We start from the raw sequence: 24,869 nt of genomic DNA on the forward strand, positions 1-24,869 counted from the left end.
AGGAAGAAGAGGTTGACGAGATAGAGGAGGAAGCTGTTGATGAGATAGGGGATGATGAGTATGAGGAGGTTGATATTGAGGAGGCCCCTGAAGAAGAGCTGGAAGAGGCTGATGAAGATGAGGTGGATATAATAGAAGAGCCTGTTGAAGAGGCTCTTGATGATGTGGATGAGCTGGAAGAGGTGCCTGAGGATGAAATTGACGATCTTATGGAGGATGATGACTATATCCTGGAGGAGATACTCAATGATTATGATGCAACTGGGTACATAAGTGAAGAGGGGCAGGAAAAGGCGCTGATACTCGCAGACAGGTTTGACAAGATGCTCTCTGACACAGAAAGGTACTATAACAGGTATCTCCTGATCCCGGCGGGCAGGTTTCTTATAGTAAACGCCACTTCAATAACAGATAAAAAACAGGGCTATATAGAACTTCCTGAATTCTATTTTGGTAAATTCCCTGTGACAAATCACCTTTTTGAGCTTTTTACAGAAAAGACCGGATATGTGACAACAGCAGAGAGGCTGGGTTACGGCACAGTATATAAAGGGCGTTTAAGGTATATGACAGATGATAAAAGCGGGAAAAAGATACTTGAATGGAACTCATCATTAAACAGTGAAAAGATAGAGGGGGCATGCTGGTTTCAGCCACTTGGCCCGGGAAGCACCCTTCATGGAAAAAGGAATCACCCTGTTGTTCAGGTGACCCTTGAAGATGCAATGGCCTTTGCTGCCTGGACAGGTAAAAGGCTGCCCACAGAGCAGGAGTGGGAGGCGGCAGCGCGTACCACTCTCGGGCTTGATTATCCCTGGGGGAAAATGCCTGACAATGAGAAATGCAACATAGAGGCCAGCGCTATCGGGGGTACAACCCCTGTTGATAAATACCAAAAGGGGGCCAATAAATATGAGATATATGATCTCATAGGAAATGTAATGGAATGGACCGGGAGCAGTGAGTCGAAAGAGAGGGATATATTATTTGTTGCCAAGGGCAGCAGCTGGGTTTCTGGCGAAAATATCACACTGACTGCAAGGTCTTTAATTGACCCCAAAAGCCCTTCAAATATCCTGGGGTTCAGGTGTATTGCCTATAACAAATGATCTCAAGCAGTATATCTTCAAGCCTTTTTATATCAGCACCATTGATATTGTCAGGGTTTTTTCTGAGCCTAGTGAATATCCCGGAAAGTTCCCTGCGCCTGCCCTGCTCAAGACCCTTTGATATGCCTGTGTCGTCAGGATTATCAATAATGATCTTCTCCCTGCGGCTGTGGGCATAATCGCGGATTGTAAAATAATGAAGCAGGGCACGATCAAGCAGTACCCATGGAAAATTCTGGTTCTTGTGTGGCCCCACCCTTACAACCCTGCCACCCCTGAAGAATCTGCTCACATGCTCTAGGGAGGCAAATCTTCTGGTTGAAAAATAGGCGACAGACCCTGCGCCTATAATGGCCCCGCCGATAGCCCCGGAAAATAATGATGATCCGCCAACCGCTGCATCAAGTGTGCCGCCAATGGCAGCGCCTGTAATGGCCCCCAGGGTGAGGAGCTGTTTTGATGTAAGTCCCAGCATCTCCCAGGTGGATTCGGCAAAAAGGTCCTCCTGAAAAACAGGTTTATCGAGGTCAGTCTCTTCCCTTTCAAGGCTATTATGCCGGTACAGCTGTTCAATGGCCTGCCGCGATTTCCTTTCCCTTTTACGGAGCCAGTCATGGAATTTTGATTCAAGGCCCGGCCTTTTGTCTTCAATATGCTCATGCCTGTCTAGACCAATCTCAATGTGATATGTAAGTTCATCTGCAAGCATATCAGCTATTATATGGGCACTCTCACGTTCCCGCCGCTTCCATTCGCTGTTAAGGTATTTAATGGCCTCATCCACGCCAGGCCGCCATGCCTCATTGAGTTCACGAAAGGCCTGAAACAGCTCAAGCCTGTCACTAAATCTTACCTTCTGGGCATTGAACTGCCGCACAACGCTGAAATACTGATCAAGGGCAGGTCTCCAGGTTCTGGTATAGTCATCGCTACCTATATGATTTATAAGCGCCATGCGGGGCTGGCCTGTCCATCTCAGGATCTCCATTTCCGCCTCAAAATTGCGCCTGAATGGTTTTGCCCCATCCACTACATAAAGGATACCTGCGCCATCCAGGATGGGCATAAGGAGCCTGCACTCATCTACAAAATCCTCTGTATCTTTAAAGGTATTATAAAAATCATTGACCACATCACGCCGGCTCGCGGCAGATGTCTCACGCTCCTTCATCCAGGCAAGGGCCCTTGGGGCCTGCTGAAATCCGGGTGTGTCAATCAGTATGATGATGCTCCTTCCATCCACCATCACAGGGAACTCCTGGCATTTAATGGTGGTGCCTGCACCGCTGTCAATAACGACAGCATCATCCTCGGCCAGCGCACTTACGATGCTTGACTTTCCCTTGTTTACCCTTCCGATAACTGCAAATTGCGGGATATCTTTCATTTCTGGGCCTCTGTTACCGGTTCAATAACTATAAAAGGGTCATTAAGCCTTGCTACTGCCTCATGCCAGTTCTGCCAGTCTGCTAGAGCTGGGGCTATCAATCTTTTTTCATGGTCAAGATTAATGAGCCCTATAATGATCCTTCTCTCTTTTTGTATCTTTGTCCTCAGGTGTTTCAGAAAATATTTGACCGCCCTGCCCGGTGCCTCCCATGATTCAGCCATAAAAAGGATCGGCTCTGTTTGTGCACCCTTTTCAAAATCATTGAGAAGCTCTTCATCCTGAAGATTATCCAGTCCACCTGCGTGAACTATGTCATGGGTATTCCATCTAAACTGTGAACTTATAATCCTTTTTATTTGAGCATCTTCCATTTCTGCCTCTCCCCAGACAATAACCATGCATGATTGGGCATTTATCTCCTTACTATCAAATACCGCTGATTGTGCTCTTTCATTCCTTTTTACAATGGGCATACTCTCCACAGATTGGGAGAGATACACAGGGGAGGTGAGTCTTCTATATAATGAATCCAGTTCTGCTGAAAGCAAGGGGGCTTTTCTGGTTAAAAGATGCAGCCTGATATTTGAAACCGTCATTAAGATGGCGCGTGGTATGAGGCCGTAAAAGATGATGATGCAGAGCAGAAAGTGCCACCATCCCCCTGCGGTCAGGGCATTACCCTGTGTGCCGGAATAGGCGCCATCAAGACGGAAATAGCGGGTCGATTCAATCAGGCTCAATGTAGGAATAATATCTGCATTGAAAATAGACCATGGGGCAGAAATAATTTGAATAACCCTGTGAAAAAATTGCGGAGAAACATCCAGTGTCGTGTTCCATGCAAAGGCGATATCAGAAAATGTAATCAGATAGATAGATGATATAAAGGCTCCAAGGCTGAAGGCAAAACCTCCAAGCTGAGTTATACTGAAGAGAAGCCACCTCTCTATGTTTTTATATATGATGTGTCTTGATTCTATCCGGTGGAAGATACCTGATACGAACCGAATGGATTTTGTCCTGTTTTTATATAAACGCCTCCCTGCTGCTACAATAATACGGCGTAACAGGAACCCTGCCAGCCTGTAAAAATCTCCAATAAGCGGGATTCTTTTACGATAGCTGCCCGGAAGCAGATTTAGAATAAACAGGAGATAAAGCAGGATATTTAGGCCCGCAAAAACAGCAATAAAGTTTACTATGTTGACAGGCTGTGACCCGTCATAGGCGAGGATGCCCGCACAGGTAAATGCCCCTGATATGAGAAAGAAAAAAAATATTAAATAGCGTAAAAATGTTAATATGGAATCAAACCATGAACCGGGAAAGACCTCCTTATCCATGAGGTTTTTTAACCAGAATCGAAACATGGCAGCACGGTCTTCTATCGGGCCAGTAAAACTCATGCCGATTTTACGGTCCCTCTCCTGCACATCAGCCATGCCGGATTGTGCATCTCTGTATAGCTGATATTCTATGTTTATGATCTCGGATAGTTTCAAGGGTTTTGCCTTGTTTGAGATTAATAATAACTGTTTTTCCTGGTTATACCGGATTTATAGGGTTATCAATTTTGTTTTATCATAAAAGATAAAATGCGATGGCCTTGTCTCCTGAATCGTTGGGGTCAAAGGAGCAGAATTCTACATTAACAATTGTGCCCTTTACATTTCTTACAAAGGCCTGTTTGTTAATAAGGGTCTTACCGGAGTTATCAAGGTTGAATTCAACCTCAATGATCTCATCCTTTTTAAACTTTGGTTCCAGAGGCATCTTGAATTTCAGCCCCCCTTTGGATATGTCCACAACTGTCATTATTCCATTTTGATTTTCTCCGGAAAGCGGATGATAGCTGAATTTCCCATGAAGTTGTGTCCCTTTGCGGAATTGTTTTCTTCTCTCCAGTATTACCTCATAAACATTCCCGCACTTGCACTTGACCTTTAACTTGATAGAAACCTCAAGCTTTTTAAATTTTGAAACATCTGACTCCTTTGATACATGGCACTTCGGGCATTCAAAGAGTGCAGTATTTTTATCTGAAAGATATATCTTCTGTATGCTTTTATTTTCCATGGGCGATTCAACCTAATTACCATCTAGTTATGAATATATTGCGTAATTATTATATTGTGTATATTGGAATGATATTCAATTATTAAACAAAATAAAAGGTAAATTTTCAATTAACAATGATCAATTATCATTGGAAAACTGGGTTATGATTATATATCCCCTAAGTCAGAAATCAGTCGTTCCAGAGAGTAATGTATCAAAATTGCAGATCTTCGTATTTCTGTCTCCTGGTTTTGGCCCATCTTTAATTGATTAAATAATGACTCAAGATTCAGAAAAAATATTACCCTTCTCATTGAAAATACAATTTGTGTCAGCCACAATATTCTGGTAGGGTCTGCGTGAATTTAATATACTAATCGCCGGTTTCATATCATTTATGCCTTTATAAATAATAATATCCGGCCCAAACCTGTTAGTTGAAAGGAATTACTGTGAAAACAATAATGAAAACAATCCTGTGTATCACTCTGCTGGCATTTACCTTAAGCTGTGAGAAGGCAGAACAGCAGCCAAAGACAACAGCGCTCCAGACAGATAAAGAAAAAATAAGCTATGCGATCGGCGTGAACATGGCACAGTCTATAAGCGAGATTAAGGATGAAATCGATTTATCCATGCTGCAGAAGGGCATGACAGATAAAATGCAGGGGAATATACTTTTGGTATCAACAGAGGAGGCGCAACCCCTGCTCCAGTCATTTTCTGAAAAAATAATGGCCAGAGAGCAGGAGAAATCAGCAAAGGCCTCACAGGAAAATCTGGAGGCAGGAAAGGCCTTTCTTGAAGGTAACAGGACAAAGGAAGGTGTTAAAACAACTGAAAGCGGCCTGCAATTCAAGGTGCTTAAAGATGGGGAAGGAAAATCTCCAAAAGTATCTGATAGAGTCCGGGTTCATTATGAGGGAACAAAGCTTGACGGGACAGTGTTTGACAGCTCATATAAACGGGGAGAACCAGCCACCTTCCAGGCTGATCAGGTAATCAAGGGGTGGACAGAAGGGCTTCAACTGATGAAGGTTGGAGGCAAATACAGACTGTTCATTCCTGCTGATCTTGCTTATGGTGTGCGGGGCGCCGGCCAGGAGATAGGCTCAAATGAGGTTTTACAGTTTGATGTGGAACTGCTGGATGTCCTTGATAATGAGCCGCAGGAAATGAAACCGGAAGAGACTCATAAAACAGAGAGTAAATAATAAATAAAATTATTAAAACTAACGACCGGAACCATTGCCATCGGTTCTGGTCGTTTTATTTTTAACTATATTCTCTTAAGCGAAGGATGCAAGGGCGGTTTCGCAAAAAAAATGAAGATCAATCCCAGCACCAGCACCGCAATGGCAAACTGAAAAGCCGGGATGTAACTTCCGGTTGATTCCCTGATATATCCTGCTACAGGGCTCCCTGCAGCAGAAAAAACGATGGTAAAAGGCATGGTGTATCCCATCATTTTGGGAAACTCCGTTCTGCCAAAATAATCAGGAATAAGGTTGCCTAAGGCTATGGTCTGTATCCCGAATCCTATCCCCATGAGGACATTGGATAGAATCACAATGCTCATTGAGTTCGCAAACAGTATGATTGCCAGGCCTGCAATACCGAAGAAGATCGATACAACAGCAAGTGTATGCATCTTGATCTTAAGGCCAAGAAAGCCTATACCCAGCTGGCTGATACCCATCATAAACCCGAAAAAACCCCCTGCAAATGCAGCGCTTGTGCGTGAAAAATCCATATCTATCAGAAAGGTGACCTGATGGGACATCATCATTTGCATGGCGGTAAATTGGACAATAACATAACCTATTAAAAGCCACATTGTCCGCGTCATAAGGGCCTCCTTTGCAGTGAAATCAACAGGAGTCTTATACAGATTTGTCTGAACCGCCTGTGTTGCGTTAGACCTTTTTGCCTTTAAGGCAACAGGCCCGTCCGGGAGCTGACCCAGATCTTCCGGCTTATTAACAAGAAAAAGCGCGGGCAGGATCACACAAAACAAAAAAGATGCTGCAGCAATAACAAGGTAGGTATTCCGCCAGCCTATTAATTCTATAAGCCTCATCAAGAGCGGGTTGAAGAGGACACCTCCGAAACCCAAAGAGGTCATTGAAATGCTGAGTGCCATGGGCCGTTTAACTATGAACCAGTTATTAATTACAGTCATGGAGGCGAGCATTCCGCCTATGCTCATGCCCAGGCCTATAAGCACCCCATATCCGACAAAGAGCTGCCAGATATACTGCTGATAAGAGACCAGTACAAGGCCTGCGACTGAAAAAATGTTTCCCAATATTATGGCCGTTTTGACCCCTTTCTTCATTATGTAGATCCCTACAAGGGGTGCTGTCAGGCCAGAAATTATCATACCTACAGCCTGTGCCAGGGACATATCACCCCGGCTCCAGGAAAACTCCTCTACCCAGGAGGGGAGAAACAGTGCAAATGAGAGCATCATCATCATAAATGCAATGTTAAAGAAAAACATTACCACCAGGTTAACCCACCCATAGAAACCATTTTCGCTCTTGAGTCTCGATGCCATACACATGTCTCCATTTTATTAAAAGGTTCACATACTGCAAGGTAAACAATTATCAGTAAAACAAGTGCGTATAAAACGATAAGACTTCTATGACAAAAAATCATTACACCAAAAGGGACACAATGGGTCAGGTTTAAGATTAATTGTTTGAAAAATCAAGGGAAAAGTAGGAGGGGGCTTAAAGCTCAAAGCTGAAGGCTGGAAGGTTAAAGATTTAAGATTTAAGATTGAAGTCTATAGCCTATAGACTATAGTCTTTCAGGAATGCACAACAAATAGTCTTATTACTAAAAAAAATTACAAGATATTGTATTTTATCTTGAAGTATTCATTTTCCTCTGGTATGTGAATCCACTAAGAAAAAACCCCGCCCATAGGACGAGGATTTCTATCTGGTTTTAAAACATCAAAAAGTGAAGCAGAGGAGGAAGGGGTATATGAGGATTATTGCCATCGCAAACCAAAAAGGGGGTTGTGGCAAAACCACAACTGCTATAAATCTTTCATCTTCTTTAGCGCTAAAAGGACAGAGGGTACTTCTGATTGATTTTGACCCTCAGGCCCATGCAACCATGGGACTGAATGTGATACCTTCTGATGTTGAAAAATGCATCTATGACGTGATAACCCCCTCACAGGGTGGGGAGGTTTTGCTGGATGAAATTTTGATTCCGATCAAGGATAACTTTGATCTTGCCCCTTCAAATATTACACTGAGTCTTGTTGAACAGGAGCTTGCCGGCCTTAAAGGAAGAGAAGATCGCCTTCATGATGCCATCAAGGGTCTTATCGCTGAATATGATTATGTTATTATCGATTGTCCGCCAAGCATCGGCCATCTTTGCTTCAATGCCCTTCGCGCAGCGGATGAAGTGGTTATTCCCATTGATATGAGCCTCTTCTCACTCCGGGGGGTCGCTAAACTGACTGAGATAATTTTGATGCTAAATGAAAAGCTTGATAGCGAAATAAGGTCTCGTGCGTTGATCACCATGTTTGATGCCCGGACACGTTACTCTGAGACTGTTCTGGAAAAGGTAAAGGCAGAATTTGGAAAACATCTATTTGAAACGGTTATACGTTACAATATCCGATTGAGGGAGTCTGTTGATTTTGGCCAGCCTGTGGGTGATTATGACAGGCATGCCATTGGACATATAGATTATGAAAACCTGGCTAACGAATTGATTCGCTCAGATGCAGCGGATGCCTGTCAGGGTGTAAAATCAGCGGGCTCAGCATACGACATTCTACAGAAGACAGAAGACTTCATAGGGACAGGTTACAGAAGGTCTACGGATGAGTATGGATACGCTGAAAAGGATAACACAGCTTATTATTCTCCTGAATCAAGTTATTCAGAAATGATTGAGGCCATTGCTACCAGTAATTCAGGATATTCTTTCTCTGACCCTGATGATAATTATTAGAAGGGGTGCCTTTTTATAAAACAGGAGGGTAAAAAGGGATGGAAAAAAAGGGCCTGGCAAGGAGTCTCAAGGATATATCCCGCACCTTTATTACAGCGGAAGATGAGTCAACGCCTGATGATCCATCCCTTAATTTTTTAACTAACCCTGTCCGGGAAGACCGCTGTTCAGCATGTGTTAATGTGATAGAAGAGGTTGATGGCCCTCTTAAGTGCAGGATATTTTCATCCAAAAATGAAAAATATGGTGTGATATTTTTAAAATCAATCATGCCGGGATACGCGAAATACTGCCGATACTTTGAACCACTGGCTGTACAGGAAGCCAAAAATAAGGAGAATATTGAAAGGGCTGAAAGTAATGCCAGTCAGGAAAATATAGAATATGAACAGACAATTACCAGCCAGAAAAATATAGCAATCAAGGATGACACAAACCTTCAGAACAGTTTTAAAAAGATGCTTTCACAACACCTTGAACAGGGATATGAGATCGTTCGCATAGAGCTGGAAAAGAAGGATGAGCATAAAGAGACCGCATGCCTGACAAAAACAATTGAAAAGGTGACTATCTCAAGGAAAGATAACCTTTAAATTCAAGTTTCAAGTTTCAGGTTTCAAGATTTAATTTAACAGACTGATCTCATTTTACAAATGCGGTTAATCAAGCCAGTTTTCCACTCCCAGCCCCTGGACCTGGCTGAACTCTCTGAAATTTGCAGTTATAATAATAAGCCCAAGTGAAATAGCATGGGCAGCAATCAGCATATCATTTGGACCAATCAGGGTGCCGGACTTTTCGAGTTTTGAACGTAATGTCGCATATTGTTTGTCCGCAGGCTCTTCAAAAGGCAGTATCACAAGTGTCGAAAGAATGGCCTCTAACTGATACCTGAGCCGCTCCGACCCCTTTTTTTCTGCCCCAAAGCGTAGCTCTCCTGTAACTATTATGCTTGTACAAAGTGATTCCTCTCCAACTTCGGCTATTTTTTCTTTCAATATGCCATTTGGATTGCGCACGAGTTCAGAAATTATATTTGTATCGAGAAGGTACTTTAACCTCGTACTCATAGTTCTATATTATCAAGAGGTAACAGGTTTTTATCAACATCGGGAAACGTTTCATCAAGAGTTTCCAACCCCTCAAGAATGGTTAGTAAACCTTTCTTTTTTAAGGGTTCAAGAATAAGCCGTTTACCCTCCTTCCTGATAATTGCATCATCACAGTCCATTTCAAATTCCTTTGGTATCCTGACCGCCTGATTCCGCCCATTACGAAATAATCGAACATGTTGCTGGAGTGTATTCATTTTGAATCTCCTTTTTTATACTGGCATACGCCAAAGCATATGCCTGGGCTTCTGAAAAGTCAAGTTTATGATCGATTGTCTTTGTTTTCACTGATAATGGCAGGTTGATCATCCTAAATATCCTTGATTTTTTAAGCTGTTAGCTGTAAACCCATTTCATTTCATCAAATAAAGCAAAGAAATCAGCCTATTGATTAAACATCTCTTCACCGGGGTTTGAGATATAAAAGGGAATAATTAAAACCATAGTATTCCGAGTATGAGAGTTTTCGCATTAAAGTATCATCTTTTTAGTCAGGTGTAATTTTCATTGTAACTTTATTTAGGTAAAAGATAGAGTTATCTCAAAAGATTATTTAACATTGACTTAGGTACGGCATAGCCGTATATTATTTACAATGGAATTCATTGAAACAAGTATCTTCACAAAATTGATATCAAAGTACTTAACTGACGATGAATTCCGATTATTTCAGTGGTATCTGTTTATGAACCCAGAGGCCGGGGATATTGTTCGTGGAAGCGGTGGTGTCAGGAAAGTAAGATGGGCACCAGAAGGAAAAGGGAAAAGCGGCGGAGTAAGAATCATGTATTACTGGAAAAAGTCAGATGATTAAATATGGTTACTTACAATCTATTCAAAGAGTGAAAAAGATACTATCTCTGGTCATATTCTAAAAAAGATTGCGGAGGAAATTGAAAATGAGTGATCGTAATATAGGTCAGGAAATATTGGATGGGATAAAAGAGATTAAACGTTTTAAAAAAGGGGAAATCAGTCTGTCCACTTATACGCTAAGTGAACCCTCTGGGGCAAAGACTATCCGGAAAAGACTTAAACTGTCACAATCAGCTTTTGCGGGCTTAATGGGTGTAAGCCCACGAACAATACAGGATTGGGAGCAGGGAAGAAGATCACCTCAAGGTCCCGCAAAATCTCTTTTACGAATTGCAGAACAGCATCCTGAGATATTCCTTGATATAAAATAAAATGTAGATTTCTGAAAAGTAGGAAAATTGAACAATATGAAGAAATATGAATCCCGTGTTGATTGGAAATAATTTCTCTTTGATGCAAAATCGTTTTTAAACAAACTCGGAGCCAGATACTACATAAAGAATGATTTACTTACATTTAAAGAGAACTTAAAGATTGAGATAGCTATTTACCATCTTTCACTTATAATTAAATGATTAACATATGATGTTAATTATTTAATTGACATTGTAACGACATGTTAATATATTTTAAATCAAATAAGTTGCAAAAAATCTGTAGTAAACGGAATGAGGCTGTTAAGAAACTGGGCTCAAAAATGGCTGATAAACTACAGCAACGTATGATGGAATTGAGTGCAGCGGATTGCCTGGCTGATGTATCCACATTAAGACCAACCCGATGTCATCCATTAAAAGGCAACCGCTCCGGGCAGTTCTCAGTTGATCTTGATCAGCCATATCGTTTAATTTTCATCCCGGCAATTGATGTGATACTAGAAAAAGATGGCATTGGACTGGATTTATCACAGATTGATGCAATTGAAATAATAGATATTTTAGACACCCATTAAGGAGGGAAACCATGTTGAAATCAGATGAAAAATTAGGGTTTGAACCTGATTATGCAGTTCCTCCGGGAATCACACTAAAAGAAGTTATGGAATCTCTGGATATGACACAAAAAGATCTGGCGGTTCGAACAGGCGTTACTGTTCAAACCTTAAACAGGATATTTAAGGGCGAACAGCCTATTTCATATGAAACCTCAAATAAACTCGAAATGGCGACAGGTGTGCCTTCCAGAATGTGGAATAATCTTGAAGCTCAGTATCGAGAGCAACTGGCAAAACTCAAAGAATTGAAGCAACTCGAATCCGATCTGGACTGGTTAAATAATATTCCGATAAAAGAGCTGATTCAGAGGAACGCGATTGTTTCTAAAGGTGACAAGACACAGATGTTGAGAGAAATACTCAAATTTTTTGGTGTCAGCAGTTTATCTGCATGGCATGACATCTGGTCTAAACCGGCAGTGGCTGCCAGACGCTCCCAGTGCTTTGAAACCCGCCCTGAAGCCGCTGCAACCTGGATAAGGCTGGGAGAAATTCAGGCACAGAAAATCGATTGTCAGGAATATAACAGAAAAAAATTCTATTCTGTCTTAGAAAAAATTAAAACGTTTACAATTAAAAAACCCGAAGAATTTATTCCTGAAATGATTTCTATGTGTGCAGAGACAGGAGTTGCAGTCTCCCTGGTTCCGGAAATGAAAAAGGTCCCCTGGCATGGCGCAACAAAATGGCTTACCTCTGCAAAGGTTATGATATTACTTAATCTCAGGGGAAAGGCAGAAGACCAGTTCTGGTTTTCTTTTTTTCATGAAGCAGGGCATGTTCTTAATGATAGTAAAAAGGACCTCTATATAAATGATGGCAAGGAAGACGATCCGAATGAGAAAAAAGCAAATACCTTTGCTGCGGAATTTCTAATACCAACTGAATACAATTATGAAATTGAACGCTTCAGATCAAAGACAGATATTATAGCACTGGCTGATAAACTCCAGATCTCGCCAGGCATCGTAGCCGGTCGATACCAGCGCCTTACAAAAAAATGGAGCCACTTTAAAGATCTTATAAGATCATTTCAATGGGAAAGTTTTTAATGAAATATGGCAATCAAAATATAGGTCAGGAAATATTGGATGGGATAAAAGAGATTAAACGTTTTAAAAAAGGGGAAATCAGTCTGTCCACACATACGCTAAGTGAACCCTCTGCGGCAAAGGCTATCCGGAAAAGACTTAAACTGTCACAATCAGCTTTTGCGGGGTTAATGGGTGTAAGCCCACGAACTATACAGGATTGGGAGCAGGGAAGAAGATCACCTCAAGGCCCGGCAAAATCTCTTTTACGAATCGCGGAACAGCATCCTGAGGTATTCCTTGATATAAGGTAAACATGTAGATATCCGGAAGGCGGGAAAGTTGAATCATATGAAGGAATATGAATGCAGTGTTGATTGGAAAAAATTCTTTTTGATGCAAAATCTCTTTTAAACAAATTCGGGGCCTGATAATATTTTAAAAAAGATCTGCTTGTATTTGATGATAACTCAAAGGTCGTGAGCAGAAATTACTTAGGCCTTAAAACTTTATCTCTCAAACGTTCACGCGCCCCTATTATTTTTCGAGGTGAAGAATAAAACCCAAACGAATAACAGGATTATAGGTAGAAGAGTCAAAAGCAAAGTATAAGGTTACAAAATAACAGGAGATGGAAACAAATGTTGTCTATTGTCAGCGAGCTGCCTTCTGGTCTTTACTTTGAGGGCTGTTATATATCAAGGGTTATTCCTGTATTTCATACTCTTTCAAATTTGGCGCATATTGTCATAACCTCAAAACCTATCTGTAAAGGTTACCTGTTTTTATTGATCCTTGCATTGATGACAACTATTGCGGGTGAAGCTGAAGCGGATATCTCTTCTGTTGAAAGGGCCGCCCTTATAACGCTATATAAGGAGACAAATGGTGATAACTGGAGAGATAATTCAGGCTGGAAGGCATCTCCCCTTTATACAGACGGCTTTGCCATGCCAGGGACTGAAAACAAATGGTATGGGGTGTTATGTGACTCAGAAAATTCCAAGGTGTTGGTATTAGATTTGTATGATAATAACCTTGCCGGTATGATCCCATCTGCTCTTGCAAATCTTGCCAATCTGCAAAAAATCTATATAGGAAGCAATCAGTTGACTGGCACAATTCCATCTGAATTAGGAAATCTTAATAACCTGCAATGGCTCATTTTGGAATGTAACGAGTTAACCGGGCCTATCCCTGTTGAATTAGGCAACCTTACCAGTCTTCAGGTGATGAGTTTGGTTGGCAACTCTTTGACCGGGTCGATCCCTGTTCAACTAAGTAACCTTGATAATCTGATAGCACTTTCTTTGGGTAGCAACAGGTTGACCGGAACCATACCTGTTGAATTAGGGAACCTTACAAACCTGATAGGTCTCTATTTGCACAGCAATCAATTTACTGGGACAATCCCTTCTGAATTAGGAGCCCTTGATAAACTGCAATATCTCTATTTAGATAATAATCAATTAACCGGTACGATACCTGAGGAACTTGGCAACCTTGTTAATATGGAGTATTTACGTCTACAAGGAAACCAATTGACCGGGGCAATTCCTGTTTCTCTGGCGAATTTAAATTTACTCAATTATATGAATCTCGGTTACAATGCCCTTAATACCGGAAATAAAGAGTTGCTTTTATTCCTAAACGAAAAAAGTCCAGAATGGCAAAACACGCAGACGATTCCTCCTGAAAATGTAAGAGCGCAAACAAAAAGTTTGAATTCCGTACAATTAAGTTGGTCGCCTATATATTTTAATACCGGTTCAGGTTGTTACTTGGTTTTGTACAGGGCTTCAACTGATGATTCTTACACTCTTTTTGGTGAAACAGCCACTAAAAATATAAACCGGATAGAGGTAACTGGGCTTGAACCCGGTAAATCCTATTATTTTGTGGTTCAATCAAAAACAGAGCCTCATGAAGAAAATAAGAACACTGTATTAAGCGGTTACAGTATAGAGGTCTCCCCCAAACCATCAAAAGATTTATCGTGGCTTATATTGTTGCTGGGGGATGACTAAAAAGAATGGTTATCTGGCCTGCGCAGTTGACTTGAACAACTTCTGAGATGTCATTTTGGGGTTAGTAGGAATAGAGAGAGGGATTCGTTCGTAATTCAATATCTTTTTTCAATTGTATTCCAGAAGTCCCCATTTCCACAGGGGTAGACGTCTAAAGCATCAGGAGTATAAACCTTCCGTCCCATAAATTTATGGGACGGAAGGTAAATAACCACAAAAAACTTACCAACTCATTGAAATAGCTATTATATTACGAAAATACTGTTCAATTTCCGATGGACACCTCAAAAGAGGGCCGGGTTGTTATAAATCAGCAACGACTGAAAACTAATCCATTCTTTTCCCATATTTTAATCATCAAGTAAAAGTTGAATTACAGCCGAATTGCCTTTACGCCTCTTGTCATGCTTTTTAAAAAAGGCCATAATGTCAGAATACATCTGATCGGTAATGGCATGGGCAACACCCGGATATACTCTGAATTCCGCCACAGAATTGATTGAAGCGTATATTTCCTCTGCAACAGGCCATCGTTCAGCAATCAGATTATTCTCTTCGCAATTGAGAAGATTGCAGACCGCAATCGCATCTTCCTCTGGAAATCCTCTTAAATCAAAGGCATCGTTTCTATCTATCTCTCCAACGTAGATAAACTGCGGAACTTTTCTGAATGTTCCCAGATCAAACGGCTTCCCGGTTATTTCCTGAAAATTATATAACCCGATAGGGTATCTGTACTGGATTCCTTCCCAGGTTGTGACAGGCGCGATAGGCCATCCTCCGGGCGATCCGGGGGCCGCAGCCATGATCATATCAGGGTGTATGGCGGTAAATCGGCTTGTAAAGGCGCCTGACGCAGAGAACCCCATCATAAATACCTTCTCGGACACAATATGCCCCCTGGATTCAAGTCTTTCTCTGGCATCAGCGATCATGGCTATAAGTTGAAGATCAAGCCTGGCAATACTTTTGCCATCAATATAAGCGGTTGCCCTGAGGGTGTTTTCATCAAGGGCATGGGTATATGTGCCTAGAAGTTCGTCTTTTTCTGGTCTTGGGAAAACCGGCACAAGAACCGGCACATTAAGTGCACTGGCGAAGCCGGCCCTGTCCTGTGCAAGATTATTTGCCCTTAACCTGTGAATGTCCATATCATCACTAACTGTTCCTGAGTTGTTGGGTTCAACCATGATGACAGTACGCTTCCTTAAATTATCCGGAATGTAAAGCAGATATTGCCAGTGGAATCCCTTGCCAGGGTTTCCTTCTATCAGCATTTAATTTTCATCATACTCTTCAGCCGTAATGAAAGAGAATGTTGTATAAGGAAGCAGGTTGCCTTGGGTATCGCGGAAAAGAAACGGATCAGTAACCAATGATGGGTTTAGTTCAAAGCTATAGAGCCCCCCGCAATACAGCCTGGCTGTAGAATCCTTTTTGGTGCGCGTAAGAACAGTATAATTCTCTGACCATGACCCGCTTGCTTCCGGAAAATTTGAATTAGCCACACCCCCGAATCCAGGGTTCATTGGTTCGCTGAACCTGATCGAGATGCTTTGAAGGTCACGGCTCACATTTTTAGCGCCATTTGCAGGTGTTGTAGATATTACATATGGGGGAGTAACATCTGTCGCTTCCGTGGTAAATGAGAAGGTTGTATTAGCCAGGGGATTCCCTTCATTATCACGAAAAAAAATGCTGCCTGTTGAATTAAGACTGAAATTGTACGTAAAGGCGCTCTGCAGGCTGGTTGATAAATCGTTCCTTGTCAGATTTAAGACCGTGTTATTCTCTGACCATGATCTTGTATAGGCAGGAAAGTTGGAGACAATATTAGAATATGATGGATTCATGGGGTTGCTGAATCTTATTGAAACGGTTTGCAGGTCTTTGCTGATATTTGTCTCGCCATTTGCTGGTGTAGTAGATACTACTTCAGGAGGAGGCGCATTCTCATTACGCGGTACTGTAAAATAAAGGGTCGTTTCCGGAAGTGGGTTAAACTGCGCATCGCGGAATCCTGCAATCCCTTGAGGATTGAGCATAATCATGTAGGTTTCCCCTTTTGAAAGAGGTATCTGCGTGTTTTTTATTAAGTTAAGTACAGTGTCATTTTCAGTCCATGTCCATGAAGAGTAAGGGAAATTTGATGTGATACTTCTGCTTGAAGGGTCCATAGAAACACTGAAATGGATTGTAACCATTTCAAGATCAGGGCTGACATCTGTGGCGCCATTTGCAGGCACGGTAGATACCACCGTGGGCTCGGCATAAATATCAGTGTTACAGGATAAGAATATGACTACAGTGTAAATAAAAACCAATAATGAATTCAAGAATACTTTTTTAGTCATCTAAATACTCCTTTTCTCATTGATTTACCTGTATTCGCTTTTCATAATAACTTGTCTAGGCAGAATATCTCTTTCAGACAGCCTTGGACAAAAGGGATACGCTGTCCTGAATAAAGCAGAAAGTCGCTCAAATATCAATCCTTACTTTTCACATTGCTTGCTTAAAGTGGAGGTTCCATTCCCACAGGGGTAAACGTCTAAAAGCATCGCGTGTATTAAACCTGCTGTTCTATAAATTTATGGAACAGGCAGATAATTTATTATTAAATTGATTAACCAATTTAAATGGATAATATTTTCTTATGATAATTTTCCACAACACTGGAAAATTGTCTTGACAATATTCCGGCCATAGGGAAAATAGCCGATATGAAACGTTTACTGGAATCCCATATTTTCGATCCTGAAATAACCGAAGGGAAAATGATCATCCTTACCGGCCCAAGGCAGGTTGGAAAGACCACATTCGCCCGGGATTGGCTGAAATCCCAGGGCTTTGCAGAAACATACTTCAACTGGGATGATCCATCAGTGATTATGAATTTCAAAAGAAATCCTCTTTTTTTCCAAAATATTGTCAGCGAAAAATACACAAACACTCCCGTTCCAATAGTATTCGATGAGATCCACAAGCATGTGGAGTGGAGAAATCTTCTCAAAGGACTTTATGATACAAATCGTGACAGGATAAAACTCCTTGTTACAGGTTCATCCCGTCTTGAACTTGCCAGAAAAACAGGTGATTCTCTGCTTGGTCGTTACTTTTCATATCAGATGTTTCCTTTAGGGCTTCCGGAGGTTACTGGTAATCTAAACAATATCCTGAAAGACGATTCTCCATTCACTAAAAGAGATATGCTTATCAACCTTGCCAGAGACATAAAAACAGATAAAGCAGAGGAAGGACTTGAATTACTGCTTAGATTTGGTGGTTTTCCGGAACCCTTTATTAAGGGATCGGAACGATTTCACCGAAGATGGCAGTCGGAATACAAATCAATTCTGACAAAAGAAGATGTCAGGGACCTTTCCAGAATTTCGGATATTAAAGGTCTTGAAACCCTTGTCGAGATTCTACCGGGAAAAGTTGGATCAAGCCTCAGTATCCCCTCTATTAGCGAGGATCTGGGGCGCAAATATGACACTATAAAAAATTGGCTTGAGATACTGGAAGGGCTTTACATGATATTTACCATCCGCCCCTGGCATCAGAATATTTCCCGCGCCATAAAAAAGGAGAAAAAGCTTTATTTTTTTGACTGGTCATTACTTTCTGATTCCGGAAGTAGATTTGAAAACATGCTTGCAGTGACCCTTTTAAAAATGGCAGCGAGATTTAATGAAACCGGTCTTGGCAGTTATGAAATATGTTATATCCGGGATAGGGAAAAGAGAGAAGTGGATTTTGCGCTTGTGAAAGACAATAAACCAATAGCTTTGATTGAGTCCAAAAAAAGTGACTCAAGAGTAAGCAAGTCTGGAAAGTATTTCAATAATTTACTGAATATCCCCATTTATCAGGTTGTTTTAAATGCAAAAAAGGTAGAGGTATTTCCTGATAACAATTATGTGATCCCTGCTTTACATTTCATGCTGCTTGCGGGGTAACAATATGCCTGTTAAATTTATCCATACCGCTGACATACATTTAGGCAAAACCTACCGCAACTCCCCTGGAGAGGCAGCACGCTATGAAGATTTTTTCCTGTGTCTTTCAGGTATTGTTGCGGATGCCATAAATGAAAAGGTTGACTTTGTTTTTATCTGCGGAGACCTGTTTCATGAGGGGCAGATACTTCCCCGAACCTTTGCAAAGACTATTGAGATGCTTCAACCCCTTAAGAATGCTGGGATTCCATGCATTGCCATTGAAGGTAACCATGACTGGATTCATCGGCGTAACAATATATCATGGATGGAGGCCCTTTCCGAAATGGGATATATACGCCTTCTGCGCCCTGGCCGGACTGAGGACGGCGGTTACAGGTTTGATCCATTTGATCAAGCGACCGGCACAGGTGGTCATATTGAAATCAATGGTCTCAACATTTATGGCCTGGGCTACATAGGAGCACAGGCAGGAAGCCATGTTGAGCGCATATGCAGTGCAATAACCACACAGAATAACCTGCTCCTTTTTCATGTGGGCATATGGAAATACTCACCGGTTGAGATAGGCAATATGAATCTTGAAGAGGCATACCCCCTTGCTGCAAAGTTCAGTTATGTGGCGCTCGGCCACGGTCATAAACCATATATAGTTGAAACCCCTGACGCTAAACCCTTTGCATATAACCCCGGATCGCCTGAAAGGGTAAATTTTGGTGAGGAGAAATATGACAAGGGGTATTATTTTGTAAAGGTGGATGATGAGACATTTACACCTGAGTTTAGACCAACCAGCCCCCGGCCAATGCTGGTAGAGACAATAAACCTGAATGGCTCTTCAAATGCGGGTGAGGCGATTACATCATTCCGAAAACAGGCGCTGGAAAAATTTTCATCCATTGATGACCCCAGGTCGCCTCTTATTGAACTGAAACTCGCAGGTAGGATCGGGTTTCACCCCTTTGAGCTTGGGCGTGAGAGGCTGCGTCTTGTACTTGAAGAAATCGTTAACCCCCTGCACCTTGAGATTATAAACAGGCTTTCCCTATCTACAAATACAGAAGGTAAAGAGGTTGTTAAAAAATCCTTAACAGAGATAGAACATGATGTGCTGCTTGAACTGATAGGGGCGCATAGCGAGTACCAGGAGGGGAAGGAAGAACTGGCAAAACTCTGTTTATCCATCAGGGATGCTGTACTCAAGGGTGATGCAGGTGACGACGAACTCCTGGGCCTTATACAGGATAAGGAGTAATCATGCAGATCATCTCAGTACATCTTAAAAACATAAAGCCTCATCGTGACAAAGAACTCCATTTTGTTAAAGGGATAAATGTGCTTTCAGGCAATAACGGCGCAGGTAAAAGCACCATACTTGAGGCAATAGGCTATGCCCTGTTTGGTGTTGATGCACGTGACTTTGTAGGTAATATTGATCGCTTTATTACCATAGGCGAAAAGAGGGGTGAGGTAACAGTAACCTTTGTAGCATACGATGGTGAAACCTATAAGGTCTCAAGGTCTGTTGGTTCAAGCTCTAAATGGCTCCTTTACAGGGAGATTGGCGGCTCTTTTGAGGTGGAGGAGCATGCAGGGTTTGATGAGACCGAGGCGCGTATAAAGGGTCTCCTTGGCCTGGATAGCGGGCGCCCCCTTGCAGATCAGTACAAGCTTGTTATTGGCCCATTTCAGAATGAGTTTCTGGGGCCGTTTATCATAAAGCAGACGACCAAACGTCAGGAGGCATTTGATGAAATCCTTGGGATAGATGCCTGGCGCAAGACCTACAAGGGCACAAGCACAATGCTCTCATCTGTTAAAAACAGGATTGAGGTCATGAAGGCAGAGATAGAGGGTAGAGAGGCACAGGTTGCTAAACTGCCTGATAAGAAAAAAGAGGTTAAGGCGCTGATCACCATCATAGAAACGGAACAGAAAAATCTTGCAGAGAATCAAAATGCCTTAACTAAAAAGGAAAAAGAGCTCGCAGGGCTGGATAAACAGGAAAAGGATATAACCAGTATTAAAAATGAGATACGCATCCTTGAAAACCGCATGCAGGACGGCAAAGGTAAAATAATCGATCAGGAAAAACAGGTAAAGGAGTCGGAAAAGGCCATTGAGCTTATGGAGAAGAGCCGTGCAGGGAAAGAGGCATTTGAAAAGGCGGAGGCTAATCTGAAAATTTTGCGGGACCTGGAGAAAGAACGGCGGGTAATAGAAAAGAGTATCAATGAGCTGGAAAAGGAAAACTCAAGCCTGAAGCAGAAAATTACACATGAGGGCCAGGAGATAGCTAAGGCCGATAAGCTCTATGCAGAAGAAGAGGGTCGATTAAAGAGGGAACAGAGTGAACTTATCCCGGATAAAAGGTTAAATGAAGCGGCTGTGCGCCTGCCTGCTCTTAAAAAGGCAGAAAAGGAGCTCTCTCTTTTAAAAGGGGCCTTAACAGGAAGGCTTGATGGATTAAATGAGGGGAAGGAAAAACTTGCAGAGGGGGTTTGCCCATTTTTCAGGGAGCAGTGCCAGAATATAATTGATAAAAAACCTGCGGATATTTTTACTGCGAGGATGGATGAGATTGCAAAAGAGGCAATCTCCCTTGATAAGAGACTGGATGAATTGGGTAAAGAGATAAAAGAGGCAGAAAAGGCGAATAAAGAGCTTGATGCTATAAAGGTAAAATCCGAGTCAATTGAAAAGCAGCTTACTGCCCTAATCAAAAAGCGGGAAGATAATATTAAAAGAAATGGTGAATTGGAAAAAACAGTAAAACAGCAGCAGGAGGCGGAAATGAAGACAGTTGCTGCAAAGGCTGATCTTGAAAAATACACGAAACTTGATGCAGAAATATTAACGGCTGAAAGGGTGAAAATAGAAAATCAGGCTGCAAGGGATGCCTTTTTTACCAATGAAAAAGAGGCAAAGGATCTGGAGAACAGGAAGGAATCGTTACAAAAGATGTTGAAGCTGATGGATGAGCTAAAAAAGTCTCTTATAACAAATCAGACGTTATACGAAAAGATAGAAAAGGAATATAACTCCAAACAGCATGCAGAGGTACGCGCTCTAAAGGAGAAACTGGTTGGAGATACTGCTGCCATTAAGCAGAAAATAGATTCCATGAACAGGGATAAGCTTCGTCTTGAAGAGGAGATCAAAAGGATGGAGCAGATCAAAAAGGAGATCAATGACAGGCTGGCTCAAAGGAAAAAGATGGAGCAAAAGGAGGAGTTGGTTAAATTCCTCAGAAATAAGATATTCAATAATGTCTCAGCACAGCTTTCAGAACGGTTCAGGGAGGAGATAAGCCTGAGGGCGGATATTATCTACCGCAATATTGCAGAGTCAGATGAAGAGCTGTTCTGGGGCGATAAATACCAGATAGTATTAAGGGACATGCAGGATGGCGAGATAAGGGAGCGCACTGATGACCAGCTTTCAGGCGGGCAGATAATGAGCGCTGTGGTTGCGCTCAGGCTTGCGCTCTTACAGACCATAGGCGCAAGAATCGCCTTTTTTGATGAACCCACCTCAAACCTTGATGCAGCAAGGAGGCTAAACCTTGCCCATGCATTCCGCGCAATAGATATAGGCCAGGAAGAGGTGACAGAACACTGGTATGATCAGCTATTTCTAATCAGCCATGATGTTAACTTTACTGAGATCACGGATCAGATTATATCTCTGTAATATCCCTTTTTAGGATATGCCGAGCTGCTCATTAAAGAGGAGCATGTTTCCATAAGCAGTGGCCTCAACCTCTTTGCCATTCTCGAACCTGATAAAGACCGCCTCAGGGAAAATGAGTTTTTTGCCTGTCGGCGCAATACCCATCAGCTCCCCTTTAAAGGTGCCGCGCATGGTAACGCGCACCGCCACTTTATCATCATTAGCAATAATATCTTCAATTGTGACATGCAGGTCAGGGAATGCCCTGCGCATATTTGTTACAAATTCCTTGAACCCCTCTGGCCCTTTAATATCATGGGTGGGGAAATGGTAGATATAGTTTTCCGCCAGGAGCTTGTTAACTGCTTCAAGGTTGCCTTTATTAACCATTTCATCAATAACGCGCCGCACTATGGCCTTGTTTTCTTCTGCTGACATGATATGCCTCCATTGAAATACCGGTTTAAAATAACTTTTATCCGGTCTTATCTGCTGTCGGACACCCCCTTATACCATCATGCGCCGATAAGTCTTTTTATTGCTTCATCAGGCTGATCAAACCTGATGTGGATCGAGTGGTCAGATAGCACATGATACCCTATGCCTACAATTTTGCCAAGCTGTTCGATTTTTTTTGATGCGCCCGCATCCGGTATAACAAGCTGTGTCTTTATCTTTGCGCCCAGCAACTTATGGGCCACATCATTGTTTGACAGCCTGAAGGTGAAGGAGAGGCCTGAAATGGATATATCATAAAGCACCCCAATAAATGGCTTTCCTGCCGGGGCACCTGATGAATTAAGGAGCTGGACACCTACCTTGCCGTTTAATTTTTTGCGTAAATTACGCCTGCGGTTCATCCCCTTTTTAAGCAGTATCTCGGATGCGCGGCCTGCCCTGTTGCAGTAATCGGTCAGCTTCTGTTCGAGTGCCGGATATTTTTCCTTCCATTCCTCCAGTGATCTTCTATCAAGAGAGCGTGCCTTTAACTGTGTCTTTGCAATGAGTGTCACGGTCCTTACAGCAGTGTGATAAAAAAAGGTATCCTCTCCTGCAATATCTCCCGGTTCAAGTATTTTAAGGGACTTTGCATCATCTTTTATAAAGACCATATCGATCTGGCCCTTATCCAGAAAATACAGAGAGGAGTCTGCATCCCCGACCGAAGTGATTACTGCCCCTTCATTAAACACCCTTTCCCTCATGGCAAAATAGAGGGCGTTTGCCTCCTCTGGGGAAAGAGAGCTATATAATTCAGCCCATACATTTCGGTGGTTTTTATCTATAGCCCTGCTCTTTTCATCATCAATAATATCCGCTGAATCGGATATCTCTTTCAGGGCCATAGGGGCTACATCAAGGAGTTTATCTCTAAGGGCTTCAGCCTTGAAAAAATCTCTCTGCTTTGCTTTCTCGACTATCAGTTCATATAGCAGCTTTACAGCTGCATCCTTATTTCCCTCGCCTAAGTACTGATCAACAAGACTTTCCTGTTTTGAGACTGAGTCCATGTTTACACCCTCCTGATAGGAATAATTGTATGCCCTTATATCACAGATAATGGTTATAGTCGAAAATTTTAGTTAAATAAATTCGATTCATTTCATATTGAATAGGTTGCTTTATATCCTCTTTTTTATTATCTTTATCAGAAAATAACAAATAAACATAAAAGAGAAATATTATGAATGACTGGTGTGATCAGCATGATAATGTATCAGATGGTGACAGGATTTACCGCTGCTCAAAGTGCGGGAAAAGACTTTCTCCACGAAGGCTTTTTAATGAATCTGGTGAATTTGCCGGTTGGCAGCTCCCCCCCCATAAGGAAAAGGGGCATAAAATAAGGGCGTTAAGAAAGCAGGGGCCCAAGAAATGATAAATAGCAGACCTGTATGGTCATCAGAATCAGGCCGGATTTGTCCGGAATGTGGAAACCCTGTTTCATCCTGTACTTGTAAAAAGAAAAAGGATTTAAAAACAGAGAAAAACTCAAGGAATTTCCCTGATGACGGCATAATAAGGGTAATGAGAGAGACAAAGGGGCACGGTGGAAAAACTGTTACCATAATAGGGGGTATACCTATTGAAAACAGCAAGTTAAAGGATCTGGCAAAGCAGTTGAAAAACAGGTGTGCCACAGGCGGTACAATAAAGGATAACGAAATTATAATACAGGGTGACCACAGAGAGGTTATTCTTCAGGAACTCACAAAACAGGGATACAGGGTAAAAATATCAGGTAATTAACCTGACCGGACTGGCCCTGAATTTTTGACTTATGTCATATTAATAAATGTAGAAATGTTTTTTAATAAGTTGTAATAATAGAAAAGGTGTCAGGGTTTCAGCAAAGGGGAATCCGGCATTCAATTGGCCGCTATTGCACATACGCCAATTGTTAACTAGTGTCCATCCAGAAAGAAAAAATATCTGGATGGAGCTTTCAGCGGTCAGCTATCAGCTGTCAGCTAACTCTTTGTTTTACAAAGTTTTTGCTGAAAGCTGAACGCTGAGTGCTGACAGCCGCTATTCAAAAACGACAGTTTTTGGATGGACACTGACTACCTGAGATAAATTTTTTATTAACTCAAAATCAGGAGAGCTTGATATGACGGAAGAAATCAGTAATGTAAACAGAAGGAGTTTTCTTAAGAATGCCGGTGTTATCATTGGCGGTGGTGCACTCGGTGCAGCAGGACTAACCT

Annotated in this window: 25 protein-coding genes and 1 pseudogene; 16 read left to right on the forward strand and 10 right to left on the reverse strand. The window is 41.9% G+C overall.

The window, feature by feature from the left end; translation table 11 throughout:
• Positions 1–1,109: formylglycine-generating enzyme family protein (locus GX654_12420; protein ID NLD37663.1), on the forward strand; the 1,109-nt coding region annotated here is incomplete at its 5' end.
• On the opposite strand, the gene GX654_12425 is transcribed toward GX654_12420, so the two are convergent.
• The 3 genes from GX654_12425 to GX654_12435 form a co-directional block, all read right to left on the reverse strand.
• Positions 1,084–2,496: a GTPase/DUF3482 domain-containing protein gene (locus GX654_12425; GenBank protein NLD37664.1), complete on the reverse strand. Its 1,413-nt coding sequence runs from the start codon at positions 2,494–2,496 to the stop codon at positions 1,084–1,086. The genes GX654_12420 and GX654_12425 overlap by 26 nt on opposite strands.
• A complete protein-coding gene (locus GX654_12430; protein NLD37665.1) occupies positions 2,493–4,001 on the reverse strand; it encodes a DUF2868 domain-containing protein in 1,509 nt (502 codons plus the stop codon). Before GX654_12430 ends, GX654_12425 begins: the two co-directional genes overlap by 4 nt.
• Positions 4,002–4,080: 79 nt before the next feature.
• Positions 4,081–4,575 (reverse strand): PilZ domain-containing protein, encoded by a 495-nt coding sequence (locus GX654_12435; GenBank protein ID NLD37666.1) that lies wholly within the window; start codon positions 4,573–4,575, stop codon positions 4,081–4,083.
• Between the two features lie 434 nt (positions 4,576–5,009).
• On the opposite strand from GX654_12435, the gene GX654_12440 reads away from it, so the two are divergent.
• Entirely contained in the window at positions 5,010–5,771 is a 762-nt protein-coding gene (locus GX654_12440; protein NLD37667.1) for an FKBP-type peptidyl-prolyl cis-trans isomerase, read from the forward strand.
• 65 nt (positions 5,772–5,836) lie between these two features.
• Here GX654_12440 and GX654_12445 read toward each other — a convergent pair whose 3' ends face one another.
• On the reverse strand, positions 5,837–7,117 hold the full coding sequence (locus tag GX654_12445; GenBank protein ID NLD37668.1) for an MFS transporter: 1,281 nt from the start codon (positions 7,115–7,117) through the stop codon (positions 5,837–5,839).
• Positions 7,118–7,554: 437 nt separating this feature from the next.
• Here GX654_12445 and GX654_12450 point away from each other — a divergent pair, with 437 nt between their 5' ends.
• A complete protein-coding gene (locus tag GX654_12450; GenBank protein ID NLD37669.1) occupies positions 7,555–8,547 on the forward strand; it encodes a ParA family protein in 993 nt (330 codons plus the stop codon).
• 38 nt (positions 8,548–8,585) lie between these two features.
• Complete coding sequence (locus GX654_12455) at positions 8,586–9,140, forward strand: hypothetical protein (GenBank protein NLD37670.1); 555 nt, start codon at positions 8,586–8,588, stop codon at positions 9,138–9,140.
• 66 nt (positions 9,141–9,206) lie between these two features.
• Here GX654_12455 and GX654_12460 read toward each other — a convergent pair whose 3' ends face one another.
• Positions 9,207–9,617, reverse strand: coding sequence for a type II toxin-antitoxin system VapC family toxin (locus GX654_12460; GenBank protein NLD37671.1), 411 nt, complete (start codon positions 9,615–9,617; stop codon positions 9,207–9,209).
• Positions 9,614–9,856, reverse strand: a complete 243-nt coding sequence (locus GX654_12465) for an AbrB/MazE/SpoVT family DNA-binding domain-containing protein (protein NLD37672.1) — start codon at positions 9,854–9,856, stop codon at positions 9,614–9,616. The genes GX654_12460 and GX654_12465 overlap by 4 nt, the downstream gene beginning before the upstream one ends.
• A gap of 398 nt (positions 9,857–10,254) precedes the next feature.
• Here GX654_12465 and GX654_12470 point away from each other — a divergent pair.
• The 6 genes and pseudogenes from GX654_12470 (at position 10,255) to GX654_12495 (ending at position 14,527) form a co-directional block, all read left to right on the forward strand.
• Positions 10,255–10,566: pseudogene (locus tag GX654_12470) on the forward strand (type II toxin-antitoxin system RelE/ParE family toxin).
• Positions 10,559–10,846 carry a helix-turn-helix domain-containing protein gene (locus GX654_12475; protein ID NLD37673.1) on the forward strand — a complete coding sequence of 96 codons (288 nt, stop codon included), beginning with the start codon at positions 10,559–10,561 and terminating at the stop codon, positions 10,844–10,846. Before GX654_12470 ends, GX654_12475 begins: the two are co-directional and overlap by 8 nt.
• Positions 10,847–11,091: 245 nt before the next feature.
• Positions 11,092–11,427 carry a killer suppression protein gene (locus tag GX654_12480; GenBank protein ID NLD37674.1) on the forward strand — a complete coding sequence of 112 codons (336 nt, stop codon included), beginning with the start codon at positions 11,092–11,094 and terminating at the stop codon, positions 11,425–11,427.
• An 11-nt stretch (positions 11,428–11,438) separates the two neighbouring features.
• Complete coding sequence (locus GX654_12485; GenBank protein NLD37675.1) at positions 11,439–12,521, forward strand: helix-turn-helix domain-containing protein; 1,083 nt, start codon at positions 11,439–11,441, stop codon at positions 12,519–12,521.
• Positions 12,521–12,814 (forward strand): helix-turn-helix domain-containing protein, encoded by a 294-nt coding sequence (locus tag GX654_12490; GenBank protein ID NLD37676.1) that lies wholly within the window; start codon positions 12,521–12,523, stop codon positions 12,812–12,814. The genes GX654_12485 and GX654_12490 overlap by 1 nt, the downstream gene beginning before the upstream one ends.
• A gap of 636 nt (positions 12,815–13,450) precedes the next feature.
• Entirely contained in the window at positions 13,451–14,527 is a 1,077-nt protein-coding gene (locus tag GX654_12495) for a hypothetical protein (protein ID NLD37677.1), read from the forward strand.
• A 350-nt stretch (positions 14,528–14,877) separates the two neighbouring features.
• On the opposite strand, the gene GX654_12500 is transcribed toward GX654_12495, so the two are convergent.
• Positions 14,878–15,804: a hypothetical protein gene (locus GX654_12500; GenBank protein ID NLD37678.1), complete on the reverse strand. Its 927-nt coding sequence runs from the start codon at positions 15,802–15,804 to the stop codon at positions 14,878–14,880.
• Positions 15,805–16,881, reverse strand: a complete 1,077-nt coding sequence (locus tag GX654_12505) for an Ig-like domain-containing protein (GenBank protein NLD37679.1) — start codon at positions 16,879–16,881, stop codon at positions 15,805–15,807. It lies immediately after the preceding gene.
• Positions 16,882–17,250: 369 nt separating this feature from the next.
• Between GX654_12505 and GX654_12510 the strand changes: the two genes are divergently transcribed.
• From GX654_12510 to GX654_12520, 3 genes are read left to right on the forward strand one after another with little or no spacing between them, the layout of a single operon-like run.
• Positions 17,251–18,489, forward strand: coding sequence for an ATP-binding protein (locus GX654_12510; GenBank protein ID NLD37680.1), 1,239 nt, complete (start codon positions 17,251–17,253; stop codon positions 18,487–18,489).
• Between the two features lie 4 nt (positions 18,490–18,493).
• Positions 18,494–19,744 (forward strand): exonuclease SbcCD subunit D, encoded by a 1,251-nt coding sequence (locus tag GX654_12515; protein ID NLD37681.1) that lies wholly within the window; start codon positions 18,494–18,496, stop codon positions 19,742–19,744.
• A gap of 2 nt (positions 19,745–19,746) precedes the next feature.
• Complete coding sequence (locus GX654_12520) at positions 19,747–22,182, forward strand: SMC family ATPase (GenBank protein ID NLD37682.1); 2,436 nt, start codon at positions 19,747–19,749, stop codon at positions 22,180–22,182.
• A 9-nt stretch (positions 22,183–22,191) separates the two neighbouring features.
• Here the strand turns inward: GX654_12520 and GX654_12525 are convergent, their stop codons facing one another.
• Both GX654_12525 and GX654_12530 read right to left on the reverse strand, forming a co-directional pair.
• A complete protein-coding gene (locus tag GX654_12525) occupies positions 22,192–22,599 on the reverse strand; it encodes an ester cyclase (protein ID NLD37683.1) in 408 nt (135 codons plus the stop codon).
• Between the two features lie 77 nt (positions 22,600–22,676).
• Positions 22,677–23,672, reverse strand: coding sequence for a cyclic nucleotide-binding domain-containing protein (locus GX654_12530; protein ID NLD37684.1), 996 nt, complete (start codon positions 23,670–23,672; stop codon positions 22,677–22,679).
• A 173-nt stretch (positions 23,673–23,845) separates the two neighbouring features.
• Here GX654_12530 and GX654_12535 point away from each other — a divergent pair, with 173 nt between their 5' ends.
• The 3 genes from GX654_12535 to GX654_12545 all read left to right on the forward strand — a co-directional run.
• A complete protein-coding gene (locus GX654_12535) occupies positions 23,846–24,040 on the forward strand; it encodes a hypothetical protein (GenBank protein ID NLD37685.1) in 195 nt (64 codons plus the stop codon).
• A complete protein-coding gene (locus GX654_12540; protein NLD37686.1) occupies positions 24,037–24,411 on the forward strand; it encodes a translation initiation factor in 375 nt (124 codons plus the stop codon). The genes GX654_12535 and GX654_12540 overlap by 4 nt, the downstream gene beginning before the upstream one ends.
• Positions 24,412–24,772: 361 nt before the next feature.
• The coding region (locus tag GX654_12545; protein ID NLD37687.1) for a twin-arginine translocation signal domain-containing protein at positions 24,773–24,869 on the forward strand (97 nt) is incomplete at its 3' end.

The sequence above is a fragment of the Desulfatiglans sp. genome, assembly GCA_012513605.1.
Taxonomy (GTDB): domain Bacteria; phylum Desulfobacterota; class DSM-4660; order Desulfatiglandales; family HGW-15; genus JAAZBV01.

Bases quoted from the DNA above. Each gene is read 5' to 3' on its own strand.
- GX654_12425 (NLD37664.1), bottom strand. From the start codon at position 2,496: ATGAAAGATATCCCGCAATTTGCAGTTATCGGAAGGGTAAACAAGGGA.
- GX654_12435 (NLD37666.1), bottom strand. From the start codon at position 4,575: ATGGAAAATAAAAGCATACAGAAGATATATCTTTCAGATAAAAATACT.
- GX654_12445 (NLD37668.1), bottom strand. From the start codon at position 7,117: ATGGCATCGAGACTCAAGAGCGAAAATGGTTTCTATGGGTGGGTTAAC.
- GX654_12450 (NLD37669.1), top strand. From the start codon at position 7,555: ATGAGGATTATTGCCATCGCAAACCAAAAAGGGGGTTGTGGCAAAACC.
- GX654_12455 (NLD37670.1), top strand. From the start codon at position 8,586: ATGGAAAAAAAGGGCCTGGCAAGGAGTCTCAAGGATATATCCCGCACC.
- GX654_12460 (NLD37671.1), bottom strand. From the start codon at position 9,617: ATGAGTACGAGGTTAAAGTACCTTCTCGATACAAATATAATTTCTGAA.
- GX654_12465 (NLD37672.1), bottom strand. From the start codon at position 9,856: ATGAATACACTCCAGCAACATGTTCGATTATTTCGTAATGGGCGGAAT.
- GX654_12475 (NLD37673.1), top strand. From the start codon at position 10,559: ATGAGTGATCGTAATATAGGTCAGGAAATATTGGATGGGATAAAAGAG.
- GX654_12480 (NLD37674.1), top strand. From the start codon at position 11,092: ATGTTAATATATTTTAAATCAAATAAGTTGCAAAAAATCTGTAGTAAA.
- GX654_12485 (NLD37675.1), top strand. From the start codon at position 11,439: ATGTTGAAATCAGATGAAAAATTAGGGTTTGAACCTGATTATGCAGTT.
- GX654_12490 (NLD37676.1), top strand. From the start codon at position 12,521: ATGAAATATGGCAATCAAAATATAGGTCAGGAAATATTGGATGGGATA.
- GX654_12495 (NLD37677.1), top strand. From the start codon at position 13,451: ATGCCAGGGACTGAAAACAAATGGTATGGGGTGTTATGTGACTCAGAA.
- GX654_12500 (NLD37678.1), bottom strand. From the start codon at position 15,804: ATGCTGATAGAAGGAAACCCTGGCAAGGGATTCCACTGGCAATATCTG.
- GX654_12505 (NLD37679.1), bottom strand. From the start codon at position 16,881: ATGACTAAAAAAGTATTCTTGAATTCATTATTGGTTTTTATTTACACT.
- GX654_12510 (NLD37680.1), top strand. From the start codon at position 17,251: ATGAAACGTTTACTGGAATCCCATATTTTCGATCCTGAAATAACCGAA.
- GX654_12515 (NLD37681.1), top strand. From the start codon at position 18,494: ATGCCTGTTAAATTTATCCATACCGCTGACATACATTTAGGCAAAACC.
- GX654_12520 (NLD37682.1), top strand. From the start codon at position 19,747: ATGCAGATCATCTCAGTACATCTTAAAAACATAAAGCCTCATCGTGAC.
- GX654_12525 (NLD37683.1), bottom strand. From the start codon at position 22,599: ATGTCAGCAGAAGAAAACAAGGCCATAGTGCGGCGCGTTATTGATGAA.
- GX654_12530 (NLD37684.1), bottom strand. From the start codon at position 23,672: ATGGACTCAGTCTCAAAACAGGAAAGTCTTGTTGATCAGTACTTAGGC.
- GX654_12535 (NLD37685.1), top strand. From the start codon at position 23,846: ATGAATGACTGGTGTGATCAGCATGATAATGTATCAGATGGTGACAGG.
- GX654_12540 (NLD37686.1), top strand. From the start codon at position 24,037: ATGATAAATAGCAGACCTGTATGGTCATCAGAATCAGGCCGGATTTGT.